Raw genomic sequence first — 26158 nt, 5'->3', positions numbered from 1 at the left:
TATTTATAATCGTTCTGCTCAGCCAAAAAGCATTCACTTTATGTATAGACACAAAAAAAACCTGATAGTAATTATCAGGGTTTTCAAGTCATCTATTGGATATTTTTATTGTTGGAAAGTAGATCCTGGAAACTGCATCACATCGCTATGCAATGGGATACCCGTACCATAACCACCGTCTGCAACAGCTGAGTTCATCTTCTTAATAATTTCATTTGCCATAATAGCTGCACCTCTAGGGTTCAAATGAACACCATCATTAGCAAACATTCCATTCGGTGTAAAGTCTGGAGAAAGTTTATATCCTCCTGTCTCGGCAGAACTATATCCTCCACCGGTAGCTATTTCAGTCAACAGTGTATTCACATCCATGTACATCAAGCTTCCTGCTCGAGTAGTAGCTTCTGTACCAATAGCAGTATTAATTGCAATCAGATTTGGCAACATGGTTCCCAATTCAGTAGCATCCAAAACTAATTCATCTTCGAGCGGAGCTAAAGGTGAAATCCCAATTTCACCAGAAGAGACACCTGGCAATGCAGGTAAAAGTACCAATTCGGTCAATCCACCTAGTGCTGCAATAGGAGTTCCTACAATGTTTCGAATTTTTGGAATCACTATATCATCTCCACCTGCTGGATTTGGAACTGCTGCATCAGACAATGATTCGTCTTCAATCAACAATGGATAGTTATCCATATCGGTGCTTAGCATAGGGCGCTCCATTCCGGATCCAGCCACGGCTGCATTCCAACCAGTAATAGCTGCATTAATTTGTCCAATACCGGCCAATAGCTCTTCTCTGCTTGCTTCTGGTACTTCAATAATTCTTGGAACTGCCTGGAAGTGGGGCAATACAGCTACATTAGGCACATTCATGATGATTCCTTTGGCACCTTTAGACATTAAACCATCCAAAATGTTTCCAATGTATCCCGCAACAAGTGCAGGATCAGTTAATAGTGCATCTTTTGTGCCACCACTTACAGCATAGCCCAACACGTCATTCCCTCCAGGAAAAAGTGTAAAGAATGTAGGATTCCTAGCCATTGCATCTCCCAAAATCGTAGAGACACCTGGCTCAGAAGCAAACCTCGCATAATAAGGATTGTAAGCAGTATTAGCTTCTGCATCCGGTCCTCCGGTCAAAGGAGTTAATATTTGTGCGGTTTGAATTCCACCTACACCAAAATTATTGAGCGTAGCCTTGTCTCCTTCATAGGCAGCGGGTATATCTCCGCTTGTTGAAGGTACAATGGCTGCATCACCCAATTCTCCATCGTTATTTGCATCCAGATCCAATATCAATTTTCCAAATATAGTGGTCCCATCGGTTCCAGTATACCCATCAGCTGAATTGATAGTAGGCTGATTAAAAACTCCGCCACCAACACCTTCAAGTGCAAATCTATCTGCTAACAAAGCAGGGAAAGAATAGGCTTGAGAAAGATCATATAAAGTTCCATCGCCTACTCCAGCCGTAATAGATGCTCCTAGTGAAACATACGTACTTAGGTCCAAATCTCCCGCTGTACCAGTTGGTGGAACAGGGCTTGGTGGAATTGGGTTATTAACTAAAATCTCATTGATCAACTTATCCTCCTCATCACATGAGAATGTGATGCATGCAGAGACAAGTAGTAAAGTAAATATTTTTAAATTTTTCATCTTGTTCTCTTTATTAGTTTAAGAATTCATCGAAAGTGATCGACACATAGTAAATAGCACCCATTCTTGGGTTGCCAAATGAAGTTGTATATCTATTGTTGAAGATATTACTACCGCCAATTTTCACAACAGATTTGATGTTTGACAGTTTGTAACTAAGCTGTGCATCCACTGTTCCAAATGCTGGAATAACTCCTTGACCAAACGATGAATCCCAATAGAAAGCTTGCTGCCATCTGTAGGCCAAACTGAATCCAAAGTTTTCTACTACGTTTCTGTTAGCTAGAGACATGTTAAATCTATACTTCGGTGTATTGTATGAAGATCTAAATCCTTGAGCAACTAAATCCTCATCATCAAGTAATTCGTTGTACGCAACATTACCACTAGCAGTGTATCCACCTCCTAAAGAGTAATCCGCTTGAAGTCCCCAACCGTGAGACTTAATGTCTCCATCAGCGTTCGTATCAAATCCATAGTTCTGAATTCTTCCGCCAGGTACTGTATTGGCTATAATAGCATCTTTACCAGCATCAGAATTTGGATCAAAGCCAGGTACAGGATCAAAACCATCAGCTGTAGTTCCATCTGTCGCATCCACAGCCTGTCCGAATGTAATCTCAGCAATAAAATCCTGATAAGTACTGTGATAGTAATAGGCATCAATCATCAATCGATCCTCTAAGAACAACCCTCTATAGCCAATTTCAAAAGTTTTAATTTTTTCAGTTTTGAAATCCTCATGGACTTTTGCTGGGTTTACCAATAAGTCTCTTGCATTGGCATCTCCTCCAGCGGCGGCAGTTCTCGCAGCAGCAATACTCGCTTCTGTATAAACTGTGTTTGTCCTGAAGTTATATCTATCAACCAATAATTTATTGCTACCAATCAACCTTCTGGTTTGAACATCTAAATCAATGAATTGATCCTGAGAAGTAGGGATTCTAAATCCCTTCTGGAACGAACCTCTGAAATTGTGACTGCCAGCTACCGTACCTACTACGGATACTCTTGGAGAAAATTGCCCATCAAAATTTTCGTTTTTATCATAACGTCCGGACAATTGAACCTTTAAGTTGTCATCTAATAAGGCCTTCGAAATTTGTGCATAACCACCATACTCACTGTATGATTGTTCGCTTCCATCATCGTTCAATGCAAAAAGTGTTCCTTCTGACACTAAATTGTATTGTCTAAAATTACCTCCCACAACAATTTCCGCAAAATCAATCTGATTAGAAAAGTTATAGCTTCCTTCGAAATGATTCATGTTAGACGCATCTTTGAATTTCGCTCCTCCTTCAAAAATAGAAGTACTTTTTATCTGCTTAGAATCTGTATCCCAAGTAGGAGTACCTGGTGCATAATTGGCTTGAAGTCCATCTGCATATCCTCTGGCTACAGCATGCGATTGCTCAATAGAAGCTCCTTGCCCTCTGGCACCTAAGAATCCCAAGGCATAATCAGGAATGTAATATTTTTGGTTCATCAGAGAAGCTAAAGTATTGGCTGCATAAGTGTCTCCAGAATTCTCATGAGTAGTATATCCTCTCAGGTAGAAATTAGACCCTCTCAATTCTAACTTGGCTGTCCAAATAGAAAAGTTATCCAAAACAAACCTATCGTTGGCGGTATAAACTGTGCTACCTGATCCCCAATTGAATTGACCAAATACTTCCAAGTTATCAGTTATTCTATAGTGCAATGCACCACCTAACTTGATACTTTCAGTTTTGTTGTCCACAAAAGAAGCTTCTGTAAAACCAGTTGGTGTAAAAGCACCGTCAGATCCGCCTGGCAGCTGACCATCTACAGCTCCGAATGCAGGGTCTAATAATGGAATCAAACCTAAGTTGAAACCAAAGTCACCATAGGTATTTACACCATCATAAGTTCTGTTGTTTTGTCTGTTTCTACCAGTAGTCTCTACAGAACCGCCGTGCTCCACACCGTTGGTTGTGGTACTTTGATCTCTGTAGTCTACGCCTCTAAAATCTTTTGCACCTAAATAGGAAGCTGTGATTTTGAAAGCGAACTTGTTATTAAATGCTTTTGCGTAACGAATGCCATAATCATTGTACATGGCAGGATCGTTGTCCTCTCCATCCACATGATTGACACCCACTTTGGCATAGGCACTCAATCCTTGGTAGTCAAATGGGCTTTTACTATTTAATAGCAAAATACCATTCAAGGCATTTGGTCCATACAATGCTGAAGCAGCACCAGGAATCATCTCAGCACTTTCAAGGTCCAGGTCATTGATACCCACGATATTACCAACCGCAAAGTTCAATCCAGGTGCTTGATTATCAATCCCATCAATTAACTGAACAAATCGAGTATTTCCATTCGCTCCAAATCCTCTTGCATTAACAGACTTAAAAGTCAAACTCTGTGCACTCATATCCACACCTTTAAATCCTTGCAAGGCATCGTAAAAGCTTACAGATGGAGTGTTTTTAATGGCCAAAACATCCATTTTTTCAATGGAAACCGGAGACTGCATCACAGACTCCTCTACTCTCGAAGCAGAAACAACTACTTCCTGTCCCATAATGGATGATTCTTCCAGACTTACTTCGAGTCCTTGAACATTTGCATCACTGATCTCAATTTCCGTTGGACTATATCCAACCATGGAAAAGATCAAGGTGAGTGGAGGTGTCGAAGACACGTTAAGTGAGAAATTACCATCGGTATCCGAAATGGTACCAACTACTTTGCCTTTAACTAGAATACTCACGCCTAGTAAGGGGTCCTTAGTGTTGCTATCTACAACACTTCCTGATATGCTGGTCTGCGCCTGAGCCCCGAATGAAATCAGTGCTCCGAGAACCAAACTCAGATAAAATCGCTTAGTAAAAAGTTTACTCATATTAATCATTATTAAGTGTTTTGCTGATCATTACGCTACGAAAAAATAATTTCGTGTCTCTAATATTAAAGAAAAAATTATAAAATCAGCCTTGATTGAGCACCTAATAGTGATTTTCAATAAAAATTATGCATGCATACTACTTTTCGCTCAGATATTGCACCAATTTTTCGCACAAATTGGAAATTTCGGACGACATAAACTCATCACCAGTAGCCGACAAAAGTGTACTTGCTGAACTACCCAGAAGATTGATATGAAACTGTTTCATTTCGTCTGTATTCATATCCTTGGTCCAGAGGTCTAGCATCAAGGTATCTCTCTTTTTGTCATCCCAAATACCTATTGAAATAGACTTCGTTTTTTGCTGCTCAGCACCAGCATCTTCGGCGGACCATTGGATATCTTCAGGAATGTTTTGTTCGTCGAGCGTAACCTCGATATTAATTTTTGATTTCTTCATCTAAATTATTTTTGATTTTATCTGCGCAATTGAGGCGCAAAGAAACAAAAAAGCAGGAGGACTAGAAAGCCTTCCTGCTCTAAGCATTATTCTTTTCCAAAGATTAGCCTTTGAAAAAATTTAAATTTTCATTTCTGGAATTTCTCCTTCAACAATTAATGTTCCTTCTGTAGCCTTTTGAATTTCTTCAACGGAAACGCCTGGAGCTCTTTCTATTAACTTAAAGCCGCCAGGAGTAATGTCTAGCACTGCCATATTCGTGACCACCTTTTTCACACATCCAACACCTGTTAACGGCAGTGAACATTCTTTCAAAATTTTCGATTCACCAGCTTTATTCGTGTGCATCATGGCCACGATAATATTTTCCGCAGAAGCCACTAAGTCCATCGCTCCTCCCATACCCTTCACCATTCGACCCGGAATTTTCCAATTTGCTATGTCGCCATTTTCTGAAACTTCCATCGCACCCAATACGGTAAGCTGTACATGTTGTCCACGTATCATCGCAAAGCTGGTAGCAGAATCAAAAATAGATGCTCCTTTCAGTAGCGTTACCGTTTGCTTACCTGCATTAATCATATCAGCGTCTTCCTCTCCTTCATAAGGAAAAGGTCCCATACCCAAAATGCCGTTTTCAGATTGAAATTCAACTTCAATTCCTTCCGGGATATAGTTTGCAACCAAAGTAGGGATACCGATACCGAGATTCACATACCAACCGTTTTGTAATTCTTGTGCAATCCGTTTTGCTATTCCTGTCTTATCAAGCATATCTTTTAGAAATTTGGGTTATTCTTTTGTTCTTACTGTTCGTTGCTCTATTCTCTTTTCGTAATCCTTTCCTTGAAAGATACGCTGAACAAAAATCCCAGGTGTATGAACAAAGTTTGGATCTAGCTCCCCTGGCTCCACCAATTCGTCAACTTCCGCAATGGTGATTTTTCCAGCCATTGCCATAGGAGGGTTGAAGTTTCTGGCTGTGCCTTTAAACACCAAATTTCCGAACTTATCTCCTTTCCAGGCCTTAACGATCGCATAGTCTGCAGTAAGGGCAGATTCTAAAATATGTGGTTTGCCATTAAATTCTCTTACTTCTTTACCTTCAGCTACCTCTGTACCGTAGCCCGCTGGAGTAAAAAAGGCAGGTATACCTGCACCTCCAGCTCGGCATCTTTCAGCCAATGACCCTTGAGGTATCAAATCAACTTCAAGTTCACCACTTAACATCTGTCGCTCAAACTCATCGTTCTCCCCTACATAAGAGGAGATCATTTTTTTGATTTGCTTTTTCTGCAGCAAAAGTCCTAAACCGAAGTCATCGACGCCTGCGTTGTTAGAAATACAAGTAAGATCTGAAATGCCTTTTTCATTCAAGGCTGAAATACAATTTTCGGGTATGCCACAAAGACCGAACCCACCCAGCATGAGAGTCATGCCATGGTCTATTCCTTCTATGGCAGCCTGAGCATCAGCTACAATTTTGTTCATAGCAGTTAATGTTGTTTAATGTTTTGTACGGAAGTTACAAACTTATGATTTATCCAGATGAATCGGATAGCAATAATCTAAAGACAAGATTAATATTCTTTAAGAAGCTCCAAGGAGGTGATTTTGTCCTTTTGCAGTTGGTTTTTTAGTTCGTCAAGAGAATCAAATTTTTTCTCATCACGAAGATGCTTTACAAATTCAATTTGAATCGGCTGATTATAAATTTCCTGGTCAAAGTCAAAAAGATGGGTTTCAATGACTCTATGCAGTCCACCAATAGTAGGTCGGATTCCTACATTAAGCATTCCTTTGCGCCACTTATTTCCAACTTTGGCTCTTACGGCATAAGAACCATCCTTAGGAATTAGCTTAAACTCTTCTGGGACCTTGATATTTGCGGTAGGAAAACCCAATTGAGAACCAATTTGCTTTCCTTCTACTACGGTGCCTTTAAGGCTATACGATCTACCTAAAAACTCGGCCGCCAAATCTACCTCTCCATGAAACAGTGCCTGACGAATCTTGGTGCTACTCACCCCCACATCATCAATATCCTGACGAGGAATCTCTTCTACTTCAAATCCAAAACGATCGCTATTTTCCTTCAAATACTCAAAGCTGCCTGATCTATTCTTCCCAAAACGATGATCGTATCCAATGATTAGCTTCTTGGTTTTCAGTTTCTCCACCAACATATTTTGAATGAATGTCTCAGAAGATAATTGAGAGAATGCCTTAGTGAATTCTACTTTAACCAAATAATCAATCCCTACCTCTTCTAATAGCTTTGCCTTCTCCTCGAATGTTGAAAGCAGTTTAAGTGTCTTTTCTTCTGGAAACAAAACAAAGCGTGGATGAGGCCAAAAAGTTAGTACCACACTTTTACCGTTAAGATCCTTTGCGGTCTTTACAATTTTCTTGAGAATCTTCTGATGGCCAAAATGCACACCATCAAATGTGCCACTGGTTACAATAGCATTTTGAATATTGGGTATGGCTTGATGTCCTTCTACGATAACCATGGATGAAATTATGAGCGCAAATCTAATCTCTTTGCAATCGTGAAATAAAATCTTCTAATACAAAAGCATCTTCAACTTTGAATTCGCCGATAGCTGTTCGACGCAATTCTGACATGTACGCTCCACAACCCAACTCCTCACCGACATCTCTAACCAAACTACGAATGTAAGTACCCTTAGAACATTGAATTTTAAAACTGATTTCTGGCAATTTACTGGCATCCACTTCGAACACTGGTACTTGAACAGCTCTAGGTTTTAACTTGATATCTTCCTTACGCCGAGCGGCTTTATAGGCTCGTTCACCATCGACTTTGACCGCGCTATAGATAGGTGGGATTTGAATAATATCACCAGTCCACTTGGCAACTGCCTCTTCTATTTGTTCCTTAGTGACGTGTTCCCAAGGTTCATCGCTATCAAATTCTGTCTCTAAATCTACCGATGGTGTGGTTTTTCCCAACACCATTTTTCCTGTATAGGTTTTTCCTAAATCCTGATAGTCGTTGATTTTTTTTGTTGCCTTACCGGCACAAATGATAAGTAGACCAGTAGCCAGTGGATCTAAAGTTCCGGCATGCCCAACTTTTTTGATTTTCAGTCTGCCACGAATTTTCTTCACCACATCAAATGAGGTCCATTCCAAAGGCTTGTCAACCAGGAAGACTTCTCCCTTATCGAAGTCCATTTCGGAAATCGGAATAGGTTCTACCATAACAAACCTCCAGCAACGGCCAACAAGCCAACCACTCCACAATAAATTGCAAAATAAATGAGCTTTCCTTTTTTAACTATCGAGATCATCCATTGACAAGCCAATAGGCCTGAAAAAAAGGCAGCTAAAAAGCCGACCGTTAAATTCATCCCAGATACATTGGCAGCAATTTCAGGATTTTCCAAAAAATCCTTTGTCTTTAATAGCATGGCCCCAAGAATTGGAGGTAAAACCATGAGAAAGGAAAAACGAGCAGCTTTTTCTTTATTGATACCCAGGAGAAGTGCAGTAGATATGGTAGCGCCAGATCGTGATATTCCAGGCATGATAGCAATAGCCTGAGCTAAACCAATAAGAATGGAATTTTTAAAGGTGATTTCTCCATCGTTTTTCTTACTGAAGTAGGTGAATGCTAGCAAGGCCGCAGTGACCAACAACATTGTTCCTACCAAAAGTATATTTCCTCCAAAAAATGACTCAATCTGATCTTCAAAGAATACGCCAACAATGCCTACAGGAATCATGGAGAGTACTATCATCACTGCAAACTGAGTGGACACATTCCACTCCATTTTGAATATGCCCTTGATGATCTCTAGAATATCATTTCTAAAGATTACCACGGTACTACAAGCAGTTGCTCCATGAAGAATAATAGAAAAAAGAAGATTATCCTCTGACTGTACACCTAGAAAATAGGTGCCTAGCTCCAAGTGGCCGCTGCTACTCACAGGGAGAAATTCCGTCAATCCTTGGATGATCCCAAGGATTAATGCTTCAATAAAGGTCATTTATTTTTCTTTTGGCTTGTACAGAATAGCTACAAACTCTATGGCAAAACCCAGAAGCACTACAATAGGACCTAACGTAAGGCCTAGAAAACCAAATCCATAAGGCTCAGTATCCAGACTCATGATAATAAATCCAAGAATCAATACTATCACACCAATTAGCATGATCATATAATTGATTTTTTGAAAGGCTAATTTATTCTTGTCGCTCATAATCTAATAAAGTTCGTCCAGTGACATTTTCATGTACTTCCTGATGGCCGCAAATGTACTCATAAAACCTACAAATATACCGATCAATACGATTCCAGTGCCTAGCACTATCAATTGCTCAAGTTGCAACAATTCTAAAAGGCCATCAACCTCAGTATTGAGATACCTCATAAGAGAAGCTAGCAAACCAATGGCTAAAACGGCTGAAACCAACCCGAACATTGAAGCTCGCATTAAAAACGGTTTGCGTATGAAATTGGTTGTGGCTCCTACAAGTTGCATACTACGTATTAGGAAGCGCTGAGAGAATAGAGCCAACTTTATCGTATTATTGATCAGAATCACTACTACAGTCAGCAAAATCACAGAAAAACCTATGAGGACGAAACTCACCTTTTTCACGTTTTCACGAATGCTATTGACCAAGCTTTCAATGTAAGTCACCTCATGCACTCCTCTTATGAATCCAATTTCTTTTTTTATCTCTACCAGATTTTGTGACTCATGAAATTCGGGGCTTATTTTAATCACCACTACATCTCTCAAAGGATTATCTCCGAGAAACTCCACAAAGTCTTCTCCTGTTTCTTCATAAAACTCCTTTGCCGCTTCTTCTTTGGTAATGTGCGAAACTTGCGATATACCTTCCTTATTAATCACATAGTCCTTAGAAGAAAGGGTTTTAATAATTTTTGTGATTTCGTTTTGACTTAAGTTTTTGTTGAGAAACACCTGCATTTCAACATTCTCCTGAATGATTGTGGTGAGATTCTTAGTCATCATTAGCAGGAGGCCAAACAGACCCATTACGAATAAGGCAAGTGTTACGCTAAATACTACGCTAACAAAGGGATAACTTCCTAACTTTTTCTTTTTTCTAAACTTTTTGTCTTTTGCCATAGTCTATGGCCAAAAATAGCGCAATTGCTGAAAATAGCGAGAAGGACTAAATAAAATAATAATGATAAATGGTCCGTGGAGACACGAACCATGGCCTTTACTTTTACAGCATACAAGCCAGATTATCCTCTACTCTTCAATTCATCCAGTTCATGGATGAGCTCTCTGTTCTCAATTTTGGACAGCGGAGTAATCGAAGAAGCGTTCTTTCTCAATTGGTAGAAGTCTCCATGATAGTAGAAAAATAATTTCTTACTCCCTGGTGTACTTATCTCAATGATCTCATAAGGGGACTCATTGAATTTTCCATACAAGAATAATCGGTTGTCTTCCAATCGATAATGGAAATTGTATTTTCTTGAATTGATGGTTTGAATGTTAACCTTATCCACTTCTGATATACCCGATACTTGATCAATACGATCCATAGCTGTAAAGTCAACCGCCATGCCATCAAAAGCATCTTCGTGAGTTGGGGTTACTTCTGGTACCTCAAAGGCAATATTTTGCTTAGGAGTTTCGTCAACAATACTTCTTTTCTTCATTACCGGAGTGGCATCCACATAATCAAGCATTTGAAGATTTCCTTCAAATCTATAATCCAATTGATTCTGAATTGTTGGATTAAGCGCAGAGCTAAGCGCATATTCAGTTTTAGCATCTAATGATTCTATATGATACTGAATAGAAGCCTCTTTATTATAAAAGAAATAACCGCCAGTAGCAACTATGACAGCCGTGAGCCCGTACGTCAATGATTTCATTACAGAGCCTTGCATCAAGGTGCCGATCAACGTCGGCTCTACAGAAATATTGTTGAGTCTAGTCTTGAGTTCAGCTCTTCGATGAGCTTTTAGTCCTTCTACGATATCGTTTTGTCTATCGAATTCGGATTTAAGTTCCGGATTGCTTTCTACTCTTCCTTCAAACAGGATACGGTCAGTTTCCGACATAGTGCCGCTGAAGTAAGCTTCTAATTGACTGCTGTATTTATTAATTCCCATTTTTCTTAGTCTAGTACATCTTGAGAAGAATAAGTCCGCTTCACCATTAGGTCAAGTTTCTTTTTACATTTATACTTCTTGGTTTTGGCTGTGTCGGTATTTGCAAAATTCAATTTGTCTGCAATATCTGACATCGACAATCCATCGAAGTAGTGGTAGGTTAGTATTCTTCTACAGGTGTCCCCCAATTGATTAATACAATCGGTTATAATTTTAATTCTTTCATTCTTATCATGTTCCTGATAAGTAGTCCTTTCGACTTCTTCAGAGGAGAGCCTTCCTTTTCGATCCAACTCCTTTCTCCACAGATTCAGGCAAATACTATAAATGTATGTGCTAATCTTAGAAGTCAATACCAACTTACCAGATACGGCCTTCTGCCAAAATACCAAGAGAGCGTCTTGAAAGATGTCTTTCGCTTCATCCTCCGTCCCATTATTGTTTAGCACAATGCGGGTCATCATTTTGTAATGTTTCTTGTACAGGTAGTCCAATGCTGCCTCATCCCCTCTACTCACCCGTTCTAACACTTCATGATCTTTCATGACTCCTTCTAAGCTCTCGCTCTAGTTTAAATACGACAATGTAACTAATTGTAACCCTTGCGGGTAGAAATTTGTCAACAGTCTATCAATATAGCTGATTTACGACAAATAGTCCAATTAGCTAACGTGAATAATCTCGTTTTCTGCTACCACAAAGATATTATCTTTTTTAGAAGGCTTTATTTTTGCTATTCCGGTGAAATGACCGAAGGCAGGAAGGAAGGCGTGATCCTCTCTAAATAGGAAACAAGGAAGTTTCAAAGACTGCTTCCCTGAGCCTTTCAAAGACACTCCTGGATGTATATGACCTGAGATGTTGTAGCATTCAGAATTTTCATTGCGCTCATGAGTGAATTCTATATTACCCATGTTAAGTTCATCCACCACTTGCAATCTGGAATTTCGATAGAGGCTTTCCGGCAAGACATCATGATTGCCTTTGATCAAGATTAATTCTATATGCTCATAATTGTGCGCCCAGTTGTAAAACAATTCCCATTCCTGATTATGATCGCTGTGAAAAAGGTCTCCGACGAAAAGGATTTTTTCGGGAATAAATTCTTCAATAATAGCATCAAGAACAAAAAACTCATTGACATGAATATGTGAGGATATGGGCACTCCTGCTTTCCTGAAGTGACTGGCCTTTCCGATATGCAAATCGGACAAAATCAGAGCCTTTTGTTCTTTCCAAAAAATCACTTTTTCGGGTAAAAGGTAAAAGGTTTGATTCTGAATATTGGCTTTGAAGTGCTTCATGAAAAACTATACATTAACTAAGATCAAAAGTAGCTAGATTCTTAACGATTTCGCTGCGCTGATACCAGTCGTTGAACACCAAATGCAACTGGTCAATCCTCATTCTACCAAAAGATAAATTCCGAAACTCCTCTAGCAGCCGAACGAATCGGCCTGAATCAGCGATTGGGGTTCTGAATCTCATAACTGTCAGATGAGCGGTGTTAATACTATATCGGCTATCAATGGAATGTTGAAGCGATGAAGATTTGAACGTCTCTCTCAGCTTATTTCTCAAACTCTCAAGGCTATCCCCATCCGGAAACCCCTGCACTAATATTCCTGCTGAACTAGCCGTTATTCCTTGGAGTCTAATCTCCATGGGTTCGTAGATACACTCACTCGCGAGATGTAGATAATCCTCTGAATTGATCTGAGCCAATTCAAATCCAGCGTAGCAAGAAATTATCGAAAGAACGGTCAGATGCAAGTCTTCCAATGGTTGGTAATATTGAAGTGGTTCAACTTTTTTAAGTTCAGACTGAAAAGTAGAGATGCTATTTTTGACCGCCTGATTTGGCTTTGCCAAGAGTGTCATACCACGTCTTAAGTCCGATTTAGCATCGATGGATTTATCTATTGAACACGTCCCATTTCTGAATTGAGATCGGGCGTTTTTCCACATTTCATTGTAACGCCCTTCCAACTCTTTATTCATTCCTTATCCAGGTTTGAGTTCGGTAAAAGAAAGCGACATATCCGCGAAGTTTCAATTCTCCATCCTCTAACCACAGTTTGCACTTGTATACCGTCCCATTCTCTGGATCTAGTATTTTGCCACCCACATATTCGTCTCCATCTTTTTTCGCCCCTTTCAATATTTCCATACCCAAAGTCTTCTGCATGTATCTCGGATCATCCTCATCACACTCATCACACACCGGGTCTGGATCTTCGTGTGGCTCAAGAAACATATCAACTACCTTTCCATAGTACTGATCCCCCTTTTTGTAAATCTCTACTACTGAACGAGGCTTATTGCTTTCGTCATCGATAGTTTTCCATTGGCCGATAATAGGGTCTTGGGCAAATGCTATGTTTGCGGATTGATAAATTATTGCAAAGAGTATAATCAACTGTTTCATGTCCTTAAATTAATCAAGAATCGATAACAAAGTAAGTTAAGATCTCTCCCGAGAACTATCGGGATCGAGATGACAAAAAAATGAAAGTACTACTCCATATTCACCTGCATCTTGGCAATACGCTCGCCTAGACTCTCAGAACTGATCCGTTCTCGCATGCCATCTACTAAGATAGGAAATGAAAACGGTGTAGGCTGGGTTGTCCGAATCAATTTAATTTTTTGCTGATTGATACGCTCCATGGATTCTAAGAACCGCTCTTGTTCCAACTGTAACGAAAGGACTTCCTCTTCCGCCTGCTTCAGCAGTAAATTATCAGGGTCATAATCAGCCAGTGCTTTATAGATAATCCCTGAATTCATTTGAAGATGCTTGCCCCGAATGGGCTGTCCAGGGTGTCCTTGAAAAACCAAACCCGAAATAGTTGCTATATCCCTAAACCTTCTTTTGGCCATTTCCGACTGATTGATCGATGAAGAGATGTCGAAAAAAATATCTTTGGAGGAAAAAAGGTCCTGCTCCAAAGCATCTTCAATAGGAATTTCTTGATCTGATAGCAACTCGAATCCATAGTCATTCATTGAAATAGAAAAGGTAATTGGCTGGGATTGAGCGATACGAAAAGCCACAACACCAGCCAGTACTTCGTGCACCGCTCGGCCTTCAAATGGAAAAACGAATATGTGATAACCCTCCTTTGTCTGTGTCTTCTCTATAAGTAAAGTCTTGCTATCTGGGATAAGAGAAAGTTTTGATTGCAAATCCAGTAGGGGCTTGAGGCGTTTCATTTCTATTGACTCGTAGGTACCTTGTGCTGCCAATTCGAATTTTTGCCGCAGCAGCCTGGAAAGCTGAGAGGAAAGCGGTATTCGTCCGCCACCCCATCTTGGCACGATGCCTTTTTTCTTCCTGCCCTTTTTTACGACAACTGTGAGGTCCTTGAGTCTGACAAACTCCAAAGCCTGACCAGCAAACCAAAATACATCACCTGTATTGAGTCGAGAGACAAAGCTTTCTTCAACTGTACCTATATATCCCCCAGTCTGAAAGCGAACCTTAAGCGAAGGATCACCCACGATAGTGCCCATGCCCAACCGATGGCGCATGGCGGTTCGCTGGCGGTTGACTTTATATACACCATTCAGAATTTCAACTTTTGAGAACTCATCGTATTGTGACAGACTTTCACCTCCTGTGGTAATAAAAGTCAAGCACCATTGCCATTGCTCTCGCGTCAGGTCTTGATAGCAGTGCGTGGCTTTGATCTCCTCAAATACTTCTTCCTGTAGAAATCCGTCGCCCACCGCCAGCGTAACAAGATATTGTACCAACACATCGGTGCAGCCAGTCAAAGGTTTACGAGGCTCATACAAATTTTCCTGAATGGCAGACCTAAGCGCAGTAGCTTCCATCAGCTCAAGCGCATGAGTGGGTACGAATCGCATCTGACTTATTTCACCCGGCCCGTGACCACTCCTACCTGCTCGCTGAAAAAATCTAGAGACTCCTTTAGGACTTCCTACCTGAATCACCATGTCCACCGGTCGAAAATCCACACCTAAATCCAAACTCGAAGTACAGATCACCAACTTGAGTTTTCCTTCGTTGAGCGCATCTTCCACCCATCTTCTGATATCGTTGTCAATGGAGCCGTGGTGCATCGCCATCAGCCCAATCATTTCCGGATATTTATCTATGATGCCCTGGTACCATATTTCGGTTTGAGATCTTGTGTTGGTGAACAAAAGCGTTGTATTATTCTTTTTGACAATTTCCATCACTTCTTTCATCAGGCGAATACCCAAATGACCTGCCCATGGATAGTTTTCAATCTTTTTGGGTATGACAGATTTGATGTTAATCTTTTTCTGAATGTTGGCACGGATGATTTGACCTGTCTGATTAGGTCCGGTGAGTGCTGATAAAGCTTCATCCATATTCCCTACAGTAGCAGATATTCCCCAGGTTTTCAATTTAGCATCTGACCAAGCTCTCAATTTGGATAATGCTAATTCCACCTGTACACCTCGTTTGGACCCAAGTAATTCATGCCATTCATCAACAATCACGCACTGCAAGTCACTGAAGTAATTGGGTGCATTTTTCTGACTCATCATCAGGTGTAAACTTTCTGGCGTAATGATCAAAGCATCAGGAGCGGAGTCAGTTATTTTCTTTCTATCTGAGGTAGACGTATCGCCCGTTCGAATGGCCACATTCAACCCTAGGTCATTGGCTTCACTAAAGTCTTCGAGTGCTAACTTGATATCATTGGCAAGTGCTTTTAGTGGAGTCAACCAAATTACTTTTAGTTTCTTTTTCCGTGTTTTGGAAGCAGCGGCATTGACAGCAGCAGGAATCCAAAGTGCAAAGGTTTTGCCACTTCCGGTGGGTGCATTCAGCAAGCCATTGGGTAAATCGAAAAACGCTTGCCACATTTCTTTTTGAAATTTATAAACCTTCCAATTTTTCGAATGGAACCAGTTTATGCCGGTTTCTATGGCTTTTTTTGCGATCAATTCAACGAAAGTCTATAATTATTATGATATCTTGATATTATCTGTTGAAAAATTAACAAACATCCAAATAACAGTTGGTTTCTTTACGAACCAAATATTTGAATTAGTCGTTCAACCTATTAGTTTTGCCAAAATTTTTAACACACACTAAATTATTAATCAATGATTAAAGTTGCTATCAACGGATTTGGACGAATCGGAAGACTTGCGTTCAGAGCATTATTGAAAAAGGAAAATGTGGAAGTCGTTGCGATCAACGACCTGACTGATACTAAGACGTTAGCACACTTATTAAAGTATGATTCTACTCAAGGTAAATTCGACGGAACTGTTGAGGCTGCTGAAGATGGAATCATTGTAAACGGAACAAAAATCGGTATCACTGCTGAGAGAGTTCCTTCTGACTTGCCATGGGGCAAATTGGGTGTAGATGTAGTTTTGGAATCTACAGGTAGATTCGTAAACGAAGAAGGCGCTAGCCAACACTTGACTGCCGGAGCGAAGAAAGTTGTGATTTCTGCTCCTGCCAAAGGAAATATCCCAACTGTAGTATTGGGTGTAAACGAAGAAATTTTGACTGGTGAAGAAAAAATCATGTCGAACGCTTCTTGTACGACTAACTGTCTAGCACCTATCGCTAAAGTATTGCACGACAACTTCGGCCTAGAGCAAGGATATATCACTACGATTCACGCTTACACAGCTGATCAGAACTTGCAAGATGGACCTCATGGTGACTTGAGAAGATCTAGAGCTGCTGCTATCAATATGGTACCTACTTCTACTGGAGCTGCTAAAGCTGTAGGATTGGTATTGCCAGCATTGAACGGTAAATTGGATGGTAACTCAATGAGAGTACCTACGCCAACTGGTTCTATCACTGACTTGGTAGCTACTTTGTCTAAAGAAGTAACTGTAGAAGAAGTAAATGCTGCGATGAAAGCTGCTGCTGAAGGACCAATGAAAGGAATCTTGAAGTACACTGAAGATCCAATCGTTTCTTCTGATATCGTAGGTGATCCTCACTCTTCTATCTTCGATGCTGGTATCACTTCTACCAACGGTAAGATGGTAAAAGTTGCTTCTTGGTACGACAACGAAGCTGGATACTCTAACAGAGCCGCTGACTTGATTGCTAAGATTGGGTAATTGGACTTGGTCCGTGGAGACACGAACCTGAGCGTTCAGGCTACAGCAATTGATTCGTGAGGACACGAATCACTGCAATGAAATTGAAACCTCGGTTCCGACAGTATTCGGGATCGAGGTTTTTTTATTACTTTACAATATTACTTATGATCAAGTTACCATGATAAAAAAGCCACTTTTTCTACTCTATTCACTGTGTTTCATTTTGTTCTTTTCTTCTTGTGATACCGGCAGAGACTGTCCTGATGGTATGGGAGAATGTGAGTTGCAGGATGGCACCGTCATTTGTGCCCCTAAAGGATCTTGTTGACACTTTTTAAATGGATGGATCATCACCATGCCAATCTTAAACCTTGGGAGAAGAAAGTCCTTCTCATAATACTAATCCTGCAATGTCTATATAGCGGTTTAAGAGTCCGCAAAAACCATATACTTTGAAGTAAAGTGCGTTGTTCAGACAATTACATTGGATTGGTTAAATCTGAAAAAGCCAATTTTGAAGATAGATATAGAGAAATTAAAAAAGAGACACTAAGCTACCTGAATTAGTTCAACAGCGCTTCCTGACCTTCACCCACCTCCAAATTATGCCACACTTGCTGCACGTCGTCGTTGTCTTCAAGGGCATCGATGAGCTTCATGATCTTCCTAAAGTCTTCATCACCAACGGCCTTAGTATTGTTTGGAATGCGCTGTAGTTCGGCATTTTCGGGTTCCAGATTCAGTTCCTCAAATTTCTTGTTGAGGTTACCGAAGTCTTCCATGAGGCACTTCACAGTCAGATAATCATCTTCTACAGTGAAATCATCCGCCCCGCCATCTATCAATTCCAATTCTAGGGATTCAATGTCCATTTCCTTGGTGATAGGCAAAGTGAATACCCCTTTCCTATCGAAGATAAACTCCAAAGAACCATTGGTGCCCATGTTGCCGTCGTTCTTGCTATAGGCGGCCCTAACTTCTTGAACCGTTCTATTTTGATTGTCGGTCAAGCACTCCACAAAAACCGCCACACCAAACGGTGCATAACCTTCAAATGTCAACTCCATATAAGAATTGGCATCGCCACCCAATCCTTTCTTGATCGCGCGTTCAATATTATCCTTAGGCATATTCGCGCCTTTGGCATTTTGGATGGCCATACGCAACCGTGGATTACCCTCTGGGTCACCACCTCCACCTTCTTTCACTGCCACAGAAATTTCTTTGCTCAACCGAGAGAAAATTTTCCCACGCTTGGCATCTGCTGCCCCTTTCTTTCGCTTAATGGTTGACCACTTACTATGTCCGGACATAGGTTAATTCAAAATTTGAGATTCAAGACTGTTTCATTTTCAAAATTAAGAATTAGCTGAAAAGGATCAAGCATTCTTGTATTTGAGATTGAGAATAATTCCGACTATTACCAGCGCCATTCCAACATAGCTCAACCATTCGTAGGTCTCACCAAAAATGATGAACCCAAAAGCCAAAGAATAAATGATACCCATATAGTTTATGATAGAGACCTTTGAGAGTTCCTCTGCCTGATATGATCTAGTCATAAAATATTGTGCAATTTGAGTAAATACTCCGACCAAAAGCAAATACATCCAGTCCCACCCATTAGGGGTAACCCAGTTGAACAAGGATATGATTCCTGCTAAAGGGAGTGATACCATAGGAAAGTAAAAAATGATGACTAGTGGATGTTCGGAAGTTTTGAGAATTCGAATACAATTGTAGGCCAAGCCCGTAAATACCGCACCACCGATGCCTATCACCAAATGAATTAGAGATATTCTTGCATCAAAGCCCTGAATGACCAAAATTCCTAAAAAGGAAAGAAAGAAGAACAAGTACTGTTTTGGATTCACTTTTTCCTTGACGATAAAAACACCCAGAATAGCAGTGAATATCGGTGCCATATATTGCATACTGGCGGCAGCGGCCAAAGGTATCTGTTGAAGTATATAGAAATAGGAGGCCAGAGCGATGGAACCAACTACTCCTCTCAAAATCAAGATTTTTTTATTAGAACCCCATGGATTGATTTTGTCTTTCAAAAAGAAGAAGGCACAAAGTAAAATAGAGATAATAGATCGAAAGAAAATAATCTCAATAGCCGGAATGTGCGAAATCATTTTCACACACACTTTCATCAAGGCAAAGGTGAAGGTAGAGATGATCATAAACTGCACCCCCTTCGATAAATTCATAATTGTAAAATTTTAACTTAAAATACGCCCGTCTTGGATGACAATTTTTCGATCTGTCATCTCGGCTAAGTCCTGGTTGTGTGTGACGATGATGAAAGTTTGATTTAGTTCTTTCTGCAACTGAAAAAACAAGTGATGTAACTCTTCTGCATTTACAGAGTCTAGATTCCCACTAGGTTCATCTGCAAAAATTAGGGAGGGTTTATTTATAAGGGCACGTGCTACGGCACCTCTTTGTAATTCTCCTCCAGATAATTCTGATGGCTTATGGTCTCTACGGTGCTCAATGTGCAATAATTCCATTAATTGACTGGCATAATCAGCTAAACCTTTGCCATTCTTACCATTTATATAGGCTGGGATGCAAATGTTTTCGAAAAGAGTAAACTCAGGAAGCAGATTATGAAATTGAAAAACAAAACCTATTTCTTGATTTCGAAAAGATGCCAAAGACTTAGAATTCAGTTTGAAGACATTTTGACCATTGATTTCTACTGACCCTCCGTCGGGTTGATCTAATGTTCCTAAGATTTGCAATAAAGTACTCTTACCGGCTCCAGAAGCTCCTACGACAGAAACGACTTCACCTGTCTCTACTCTAAAGTCAATGCCTTTGAGCACTTGCAATTCTCCGTAAGATTTAACAATGTTTGTTGCCTGCAGCATGAGTCATTCGTTGTGCAGCAAATATATGAATCCAGACATTAGAGTCAAGGCATTAGAGATTAGAATTTGGAATTGATGTTCGCAAGAAATGGATAGAGTATTCAAAAAAGGGCATAAAAAAAGGCTGCCACTAGAGCAACCCTTTTAATCCACCTGTATTATCCCATTATCTTTAAGCCATTATGCTGGCTGTTTTTCTTCTCCAAGTACTTTGATCTCTGGTATTTCCATGAAGTTGAACTCCATGTCGAAGAAACTGCACAAATCTTCGCCTGCCTCTTTCATATCTTCGTCTCCGTCTTCGAAGTACCAATTGATTTTTACTTTTTTCCCCATTTCATCAATCTTGGACAGTTTCTTCATGAATATGTATAGACATTTAGAAGAACTTGTATTGAAATATTCAAATGCCAAGTTAGCTGTCATTGAAGCTGTGCCACTTTCGGCATAGCTTTCTAAACTTTCAAGTACATAATTATAAAATGCCAGTGGGTTTTCTGGACTTGACTTCCCTCTCATATCAAAAATCCCTTTAGATGGGTTGAAGTATATAGAGGGTGTCACACGTGACGATCTTATAAAATATCCTTTCATAGCTCTATCGTTTAGATTGAAAACTGGTCAAATAAACGGTAGCTAAAAGCCTTAACGATTAACTACAATTCAAAAGTAGATGGGATATGAGTCAGAAAAAATAGAGGTTTTTCTTAATTAGATTTTTAGGAGTATTAAACATTCAAAAACGCGCTAGAGCCATGTTTTGAATTTCAAAATTGTACTATTATAAGATTCGGTTGAAAAATAGCCCACCGAATATTTTATGCCTGAATAGCTACAAAGTAAAAATCCCCTAGTGGGGATTTAAGTGTTTTTTGCATTACTAGGAATATTACCTACGACTTTGAGAAAAATACAAAGAATTAGTCCAGTTCTATGATTTTTTCACGGATGGCATACTTCACTAATTGTGCCGTACTCTTCAATCCAAGCTTCTGCATAATGTGGTTTCGGTGAGCGTCTACAGTTCGAATACTAATGAACAGCTTATCTGCAATTTCACGATTGGACAAGCCCGAAGCAATTTGCCTTAACACTTCTACCTCGCGTTTACTTAGGTCTTTGTTTTCATTAGCTACACGTTCTCCTTTACTCTGGTTGTAAAATCCTTTGAATATGACTTGGGAGATTTTTTGCCCGAAATATTGTTCTCCTTGCATCACCTTACGTATGGCTTCTGCTAAAATGTCCTTTTTAGTGTCCTTAGCTAAATAGCCAGCCACTCCAGCTTTAATCGCTTCTGAGATGTGATCCTGGGTCACTTCCATTGATAGGATAATGATTTTCACTCCTTCGTGCTCTGCTCCTATTCTTTTGGCTGTTTCAATTCCATTCATTCCTGGCATATTAATATCCAGCAATACAACATTTGGTGCCTGCTCAGTTATTTTTTGAAGGGCTTCTTCTCCGCTTTCTGCTTCTCCGATGATAGTAAAATCATCGTAGATAGAAAGCATAGTTATAACGCCTTCTCTTACTAAGGAATGATCATCGACTACGAGTATTGATATTTTTGACATGGCGGTTTAATTATTTATTGGGAACCAAGATTTTACTAATGTACCCTTTTTCGGAACAGAAGTTATCTCAAAATGTCCGTTTTGCAAAGATGTTCTTTCTTTCATATTTTTTATACCATTCCATTTAATTTCTGTATCAAAGCCTATTCCATCGTCTTTTATTTCTAGTACAATGTTTTTATCGACCGCTTCGATCCGAACAGAAACATGTTCAGCTTTAGCATATTTTACAATATTGTTTATGGCTTCTTGAGCTATTCTATAAATGGTGTTGGATAATTCCATATCATAATCATCTGGAATGTCAATTACATAATCAACTTCAAACTCACCCATATTTTCAATCTCCTCCATCAGATAGTGCATGGTCTTGCTCAATCCGAATTCCTCCAGGTGACGGTTCGATAAATTTCTTGATACCCGGCGAACTTCCTCAATGGTAGTTGCAAGCAAATCCTCCACATCATCTTTTTTTCGAGTAAGCTCCTCTTCCGAATTAGCTTCAAGTGAAGATAACTTAAATTTAGCAGCTACGAGCATCTGGCCTATGCCATCGTGAATATCACGAGCCATCCGACTTCGTTCAAACTGCTGTGCATTGAATATGGATTTACTAATCTCGCGTTGCTCTGTGATATCCTGAACTACACCTAATACTGAGAGGATTTTGCCATCATTTCCTGTGGATATATTTCCTGTATTTCTCACAATTTTGGTCAAATCTTCACCAAGCACAATCCGATGTTCGATGTCAAAGAAATTTTTTCCACTAGCCAGCATTTCTTTAAAGTATGGCTTGTCCTGTTCATGCATCGTTTGCCGAATCAATTTAAATACCGAAAGTTCTTCTTCATCCGTAAGCTCGAATATGCGACGAAACTCTGCAGATACGACAAAAGAATTTCCCTTGGCATTCCATTCATAACTGCCTACATGAGCCACTGACTCTGCATTCTCAAGAATGGACTGATTTTTTCGAAGTTGTTCTTCGTATACTTTTTTCTCAGTAATATCGAATAAAGTACCAGACGCACGTAACGGCTCACCTTTTAGTGATCGTCGAATAATTTTACCTCTAGCCAATACCCATTTTACTGCTCCGGTTTTATTTCTCACATAGAATTCTTGATCGAAAAATGGTGCTTCCCCTGCTATATGCTCATTCATGGCATCAACAACATATTGCTGCTCGTCGGTATCATATTTTTGAAAATATTTGAAATCCTGAATGGCATCCTCCGCATCGAATCCTAAAATCTCAAGACTCTTATTATTATAGACAATAGCATTGGACATAAAATCCAGGTCCCAAATCCCGAGGTCTGTACCCTCGAGCGCCAACTCCAACCGTTCTTTATTCAATATCAACTCATGTTCGGCAGATTTTTTCTCACGAGTTACTTTCTGTTCGTTGAGCGCTCGTTCCACCACGATAGGCAATCGAGATAAACTATCTTTTGAGACTAAATCAGTAACGCCGAGTTTAAGGGCTTCTACCGCATTTTCCTCCCCAATTATTCCCGAGACAATGATGAAAGGCAAATTGATCTCTTTAACAAGATCAAAGGCATCGATAGCACTACAAGAAGGCAGATTATAATCCGAAAGAACGACATGGGGCAAAAAATCAAATAGTTTGAATTTGAAATCTTTCAGGTTATCCACTCGATGATATTCAAATTGAAAACCAGCACGTTTGAGTTCATAGAGCGCTAATTCGGCATCTTCGGCTACATCCTCGAGGATTAGTATATTTAGCTTATTGTCTTTCAATTGGATAGTTAAGTCGTAGGTGTAGTATTTGTAATGAGCCAATAAAAACCAACTTCAGCAATGGCCTTAGCAAAGTTTTCAAATTCAACAGGTTTGACTATATAGCTGTTGACCCCCAGGTCATACGTTTTCATTACATCTTGCTCTTCTTTAGATGAGGTCAGTACTACAACTGGAATTTTCTTAGTTATTTCATTCTTTCTGATCTCTTCCAACACTTCAATGCCATCTATTTTTGGCAGCTTCAAATCTAAAAAAATGACACGTGGCAAGTTTTTAACATCCCTATTCTTGTATTCATTTCTTGCGAATAAAAAATCCAGTGCTTCTACACCATCTTTTAACCAAACCAATTTGTTGGCTAAATGATGCTTTTTTAATGAACGTATAGTGATTTCCGCATCGTTTGGATTGTCTTCCACTAAAACAATTTCCGCTTCAATTTGATCAGGCATTTAATTTATTTTTGAAAAGATCATGAATATAATCAACCCATTTTTAATCTACAATTTTTGAATTTTATTTAGGCAAGCTGAAATAAAATGTAGTTCCTTTTCCTTCTTCACTCTCTGCCCACACTTTTCCATTATGCTTTATCATCACTTTTTGAACAATGGCTAATCCCACACCAGTACCAGCAAACTCAGCGTCAGTGTGTAGACGTTGAAATACGCCGAACACTTTATTATAATAAGCCATATTGAATCCCACACCATTGTCTTTGATATAGAATTCAAAAAATCCATCTCGCTCTTCTACACCTATCTCAATTTTCGGTTGAGGCTCTTTACTACTAAATTTCACTGCATTTCCAATCAAATTAGAAAACACCTGTTTCATCAAAGTAGGCTCTCCATTTACTTGAGGCAATGATCTTATTTCGAAAATTGATTTTTCTAAAGCTTGCTCTTCTATGATTCCGTTTACGAGATCGTCAAAATTGATTGGTCTAAAGTCAGTCACTTTTCTCGAAATCCTAGAAAAAGTGAGGAGGTCATCGATAAGCATGGCCATCTTACCACTATTTTTGATAATTACATTTAGAAGTCTTTTACTCTCGTCACTAAATTCATCTTCATGATCTTCCAGGATAATTTTTGAAAAACCATCTATGGCCCGCAATGGCGCTCGCAAATCGTGAGAAACAGAGTAGCTGAAGGCTTCCAATTCCTTATTTGCTACTTCCATTTTATCCACCTGTTCTTCTAGTTGCTGATTAAGATTTTGAATTTTGTTTTCATTCAATTTTCTATTGGTGACATCGTCTACAATCATCACAGTAAACCTGACTTTGTCTTCTTCATCCCGAACAGTGGAAACGGTCTTGTGAATGAATATTTCTCTCCCGTTTTTTGTCGCATTCTTTTTTTCAATGGTATAGTGATCTATTTCACCCAGAATAATCTGCTCATATTGCTTGATGTCCATATCCATTTCATCCAAGTCTTCCGTTCCTGAAATAGAATAAAAAGTCTCTCCTAGCAACTCAGCTTCAGAATACTCAAGCAATTCCTGAAGTGCTCTATTTGCCATAAGCACCATACCTTTTTTATCACACACACAAATTCCTACACTAGCATAATCATATATGGTTTTAAATCTCTTTTCACTAAGGTGAAGCTCTAAATCGGTTTTTCTTTGATGCTCACTCCAGAGTTTCATGCCTAAAAGGTGGCTAATATTCATAGCCATCAATTCCATAATCTCTATATCATATTCCTCGAATCCATTTCGGCGAGATTCGTTGGAGGAAAATAATAGCACACCGTACATGGCATTATTGACCATGATAGGTGATGCAATAAAATATTTTGGTACGATTCCGTTTAAGTCTTTTCGGTTGAGATTCGTCACATTACCCGCTCTGTACAAGGTTCGTTGTTCCAAATCTGTTTCCATGATTACACTTTTATTGAGCGAAATCAATTCTTGTGTATAATCACCTGAAGCATCCGTATCATTTACATTTCTAATGACTGGCTCCCCATTTTGGATTTCTACAATGAATCCTTTTTCTATTCCAAACAACTCAGCTCCTGAATTGAGATAATCTGATAGAACTTCATCCAAACTGGAATCGTACCTCAGATTTAATCGATGAAGTTCTCTCAATCCATGGCTGAATTCAGTGATTTTTTCTTCTTTCAAATCGTAATTATACTTCAGCATCCACACTACTGACATATTCACAAATATGGCTATGAGGTAAACCCAAGTAGCATTGGGATTGTCTCCCCAAATGGGCCAGTCCTTAAGATATACATCGGCCCAAACTAGTGCAGATTGTAGAATGGCCAATGTGGCAACCATCCATTTGCTATACTTCCTTGGTGTTACAATTATAGAGATCAAGATGAAAGTGAAAAATACCAGGCCCCCACCTTGCACACCTCCAATTTTAAACCAAAAAAACACACCAAATAAAACACTGCACAAAACTGAAGGAATCACTATTCTATTGAGGTACTTACCTCTTTTACTCAAGCGATACACCCAAACACCCAGAGCTATTCCCAAGGCATAAAAACCTACAATAAGATATTCTTGTTGAAAAAAACGATAAATAGAAAAAATCACAAGTGTACCTATGAAGTATAAAAGAGACGCATTAAAAATCCGATATGAAAGTGAATCTGGGTTCAAGAGATTAAATGATTGAAATGTGCTTTTGTCCAAATTAAAGATTTTATTCAAGAAATCTCA

25 protein-coding genes are annotated in these 26158 nt (G+C 39.4%); 1 reads left to right on the top strand and 24 read right to left on the bottom strand.

All coding sequences use genetic code 11. The features are described 5' to 3' along the window. Positions 1-105: 105 nt before the first annotated feature. From ACOQO5_RS15610 to ACOQO5_RS15535, 16 genes are all read right to left on the bottom strand, one after another. A complete protein-coding gene (locus tag ACOQO5_RS15610; RefSeq protein ID WP_420582628.1) occupies positions 106-1668 on the bottom strand; it encodes a hypothetical protein in 1563 nt (520 codons plus the stop codon). A gap of 13 nt (positions 1669-1681) precedes the next feature. Then, complete coding sequence (locus ACOQO5_RS15605) at positions 1682-4546, bottom strand: TonB-dependent receptor (protein ID WP_420582627.1); 2865 nt, start codon at positions 4544-4546, stop codon at positions 1682-1684. Positions 4547-4685: 139 nt separating this feature from the next. Further along, entirely contained in the window at positions 4686-5009 is a 324-nt protein-coding gene (gene gldC, locus ACOQO5_RS15600; RefSeq protein ID WP_420582626.1) for a gliding motility protein GldC, read from the bottom strand. Between the two features lie 120 nt (positions 5010-5129). Further along, positions 5130-5783, bottom strand: coding sequence for a CoA transferase subunit B (locus ACOQO5_RS15595; protein ID WP_420582625.1), 654 nt, complete (start codon positions 5781-5783; stop codon positions 5130-5132). A gap of 18 nt (positions 5784-5801) precedes the next feature. Beyond that, positions 5802-6500, bottom strand: a complete 699-nt coding sequence (locus ACOQO5_RS15590) for a CoA transferase subunit A (RefSeq protein WP_420582624.1) — start codon at positions 6498-6500, stop codon at positions 5802-5804. Positions 6501-6589: 89 nt separating this feature from the next. Next, positions 6590-7522, bottom strand: coding sequence for a bifunctional riboflavin kinase/FAD synthetase (locus ACOQO5_RS15585; protein WP_420582623.1), 933 nt, complete (start codon positions 7520-7522; stop codon positions 6590-6592). Positions 7523-7544: 22 nt separating this feature from the next. Further along, positions 7545-8237, bottom strand: coding sequence for a tRNA pseudouridine(55) synthase TruB (gene truB, locus ACOQO5_RS15580; RefSeq protein ID WP_420582622.1), 693 nt, complete (start codon positions 8235-8237; stop codon positions 7545-7547). Further along, the gene (locus ACOQO5_RS15575) at positions 8231-9028 is read right to left on the bottom strand and encodes an undecaprenyl-diphosphate phosphatase (RefSeq protein WP_420582621.1); all 798 of its coding nucleotides are present in this window, start codon (positions 9026-9028) and stop codon (positions 8231-8233) included. Before ACOQO5_RS15575 ends, truB begins: the two co-directional genes overlap by 7 nt. Next, on the bottom strand, positions 9029-9241 hold the full coding sequence (locus ACOQO5_RS15570; RefSeq protein ID WP_420582620.1) for a DUF3098 domain-containing protein: 213 nt from the start codon (positions 9239-9241) through the stop codon (positions 9029-9031). It abuts the gene before it with no gap. 3 nt (positions 9242-9244) lie between these two features. Further along, complete coding sequence (locus ACOQO5_RS15565; RefSeq protein WP_420582619.1) at positions 9245-10141, bottom strand: cell division protein FtsX; 897 nt, start codon at positions 10139-10141, stop codon at positions 9245-9247. A gap of 122 nt (positions 10142-10263) precedes the next feature. Further along, entirely contained in the window at positions 10264-11145 is an 882-nt protein-coding gene (locus ACOQO5_RS15560; protein WP_420582618.1) for a hypothetical protein, read from the bottom strand. 5 nt (positions 11146-11150) lie between these two features. Next, the gene (locus ACOQO5_RS15555; protein ID WP_420582617.1) at positions 11151-11690 is read right to left on the bottom strand and encodes an RNA polymerase sigma factor; all 540 of its coding nucleotides are present in this window, start codon (positions 11688-11690) and stop codon (positions 11151-11153) included. A gap of 117 nt (positions 11691-11807) precedes the next feature. After that, positions 11808-12449 carry a ligase-associated DNA damage response endonuclease PdeM gene (pdeM, locus tag ACOQO5_RS15550; RefSeq protein WP_420582616.1) on the bottom strand — a complete coding sequence of 214 codons (642 nt, stop codon included), beginning with the start codon at positions 12447-12449 and terminating at the stop codon, positions 11808-11810. Positions 12450-12462: 13 nt separating this feature from the next. Then, entirely contained in the window at positions 12463-13146 is a 684-nt protein-coding gene (locus tag ACOQO5_RS15545) for a 2'-5' RNA ligase family protein (RefSeq protein ID WP_420582615.1), read from the bottom strand. Beyond that, on the bottom strand, positions 13139-13573 hold the full coding sequence (locus tag ACOQO5_RS15540; RefSeq protein ID WP_420582614.1) for a DUF2147 domain-containing protein: 435 nt from the start codon (positions 13571-13573) through the stop codon (positions 13139-13141). The genes ACOQO5_RS15545 and ACOQO5_RS15540 overlap by 8 nt, the downstream gene beginning before the upstream one ends. 89 nt (positions 13574-13662) lie before the next feature. Next, complete coding sequence (locus tag ACOQO5_RS15535) at positions 13663-16092, bottom strand: ligase-associated DNA damage response DEXH box helicase (protein WP_420582613.1); 2430 nt, start codon at positions 16090-16092, stop codon at positions 13663-13665. Between the two features lie 162 nt (positions 16093-16254). Between ACOQO5_RS15535 and gap the strand changes: the two genes are divergently transcribed. Next, positions 16255-17241 carry a type I glyceraldehyde-3-phosphate dehydrogenase gene (gene gap / locus ACOQO5_RS15530; protein WP_420582612.1) on the top strand — a complete coding sequence of 329 codons (987 nt, stop codon included), beginning with the start codon at positions 16255-16257 and terminating at the stop codon, positions 17239-17241. A gap of 545 nt (positions 17242-17786) precedes the next feature. Here gap and ACOQO5_RS15525 read toward each other — a convergent pair. From ACOQO5_RS15525 to ACOQO5_RS15490, 8 genes are all read right to left on the bottom strand, one after another. After that, entirely contained in the window at positions 17787-18536 is a 750-nt protein-coding gene (locus ACOQO5_RS15525; protein ID WP_420582611.1) for a YebC/PmpR family DNA-binding transcriptional regulator, read from the bottom strand. A gap of 66 nt (positions 18537-18602) precedes the next feature. Then, positions 18603-19439 (bottom strand): DMT family transporter, encoded by an 837-nt coding sequence (locus ACOQO5_RS15520; RefSeq protein WP_420582610.1) that lies wholly within the window; start codon positions 19437-19439, stop codon positions 18603-18605. A 12-nt stretch (positions 19440-19451) separates the two neighbouring features. Then, a complete protein-coding gene (locus tag ACOQO5_RS15515) occupies positions 19452-20105 on the bottom strand; it encodes an ABC transporter ATP-binding protein (protein WP_420582609.1) in 654 nt (217 codons plus the stop codon). A 180-nt stretch (positions 20106-20285) separates the two neighbouring features. Further along, positions 20286-20699: a DUF1987 domain-containing protein gene (locus ACOQO5_RS15510; protein WP_420582608.1), complete on the bottom strand. Its 414-nt coding sequence runs from the start codon at positions 20697-20699 to the stop codon at positions 20286-20288. 326 nt (positions 20700-21025) lie between these two features. Then, on the bottom strand, positions 21026-21682 hold the full coding sequence (locus ACOQO5_RS15505; protein ID WP_420582607.1) for a response regulator: 657 nt from the start codon (positions 21680-21682) through the stop codon (positions 21026-21028). Between the two features lie 6 nt (positions 21683-21688). Further along, positions 21689-23497, bottom strand: a complete 1809-nt coding sequence (locus tag ACOQO5_RS15500) for a PAS domain-containing protein (RefSeq protein ID WP_420582606.1) — start codon at positions 23495-23497, stop codon at positions 21689-21691. Next, entirely contained in the window at positions 23464-23910 is a 447-nt protein-coding gene (locus ACOQO5_RS15495) for a response regulator (protein WP_420582605.1), read from the bottom strand. Before ACOQO5_RS15495 ends, ACOQO5_RS15500 begins: the two co-directional genes overlap by 34 nt. Before the next feature lie 64 nt (positions 23911-23974). After that, positions 23975-26131 carry an ATP-binding protein gene (locus tag ACOQO5_RS15490; protein WP_420582604.1) on the bottom strand — a complete coding sequence of 719 codons (2157 nt, stop codon included), beginning with the start codon at positions 26129-26131 and terminating at the stop codon, positions 23975-23977. Positions 26132-26158: the final 27 nt, after the last annotated feature.

The organism is Reichenbachiella sp. (genome assembly GCF_965223055.1).
Classification (GTDB): Bacteria; Bacteroidota; Bacteroidia; order Cytophagales; family Cyclobacteriaceae; genus Reichenbachiella.
The sequence above is the reverse complement of the archived record's forward strand: the minus strand, read 5'-3'. Positions and strand labels throughout refer to the sequence as shown.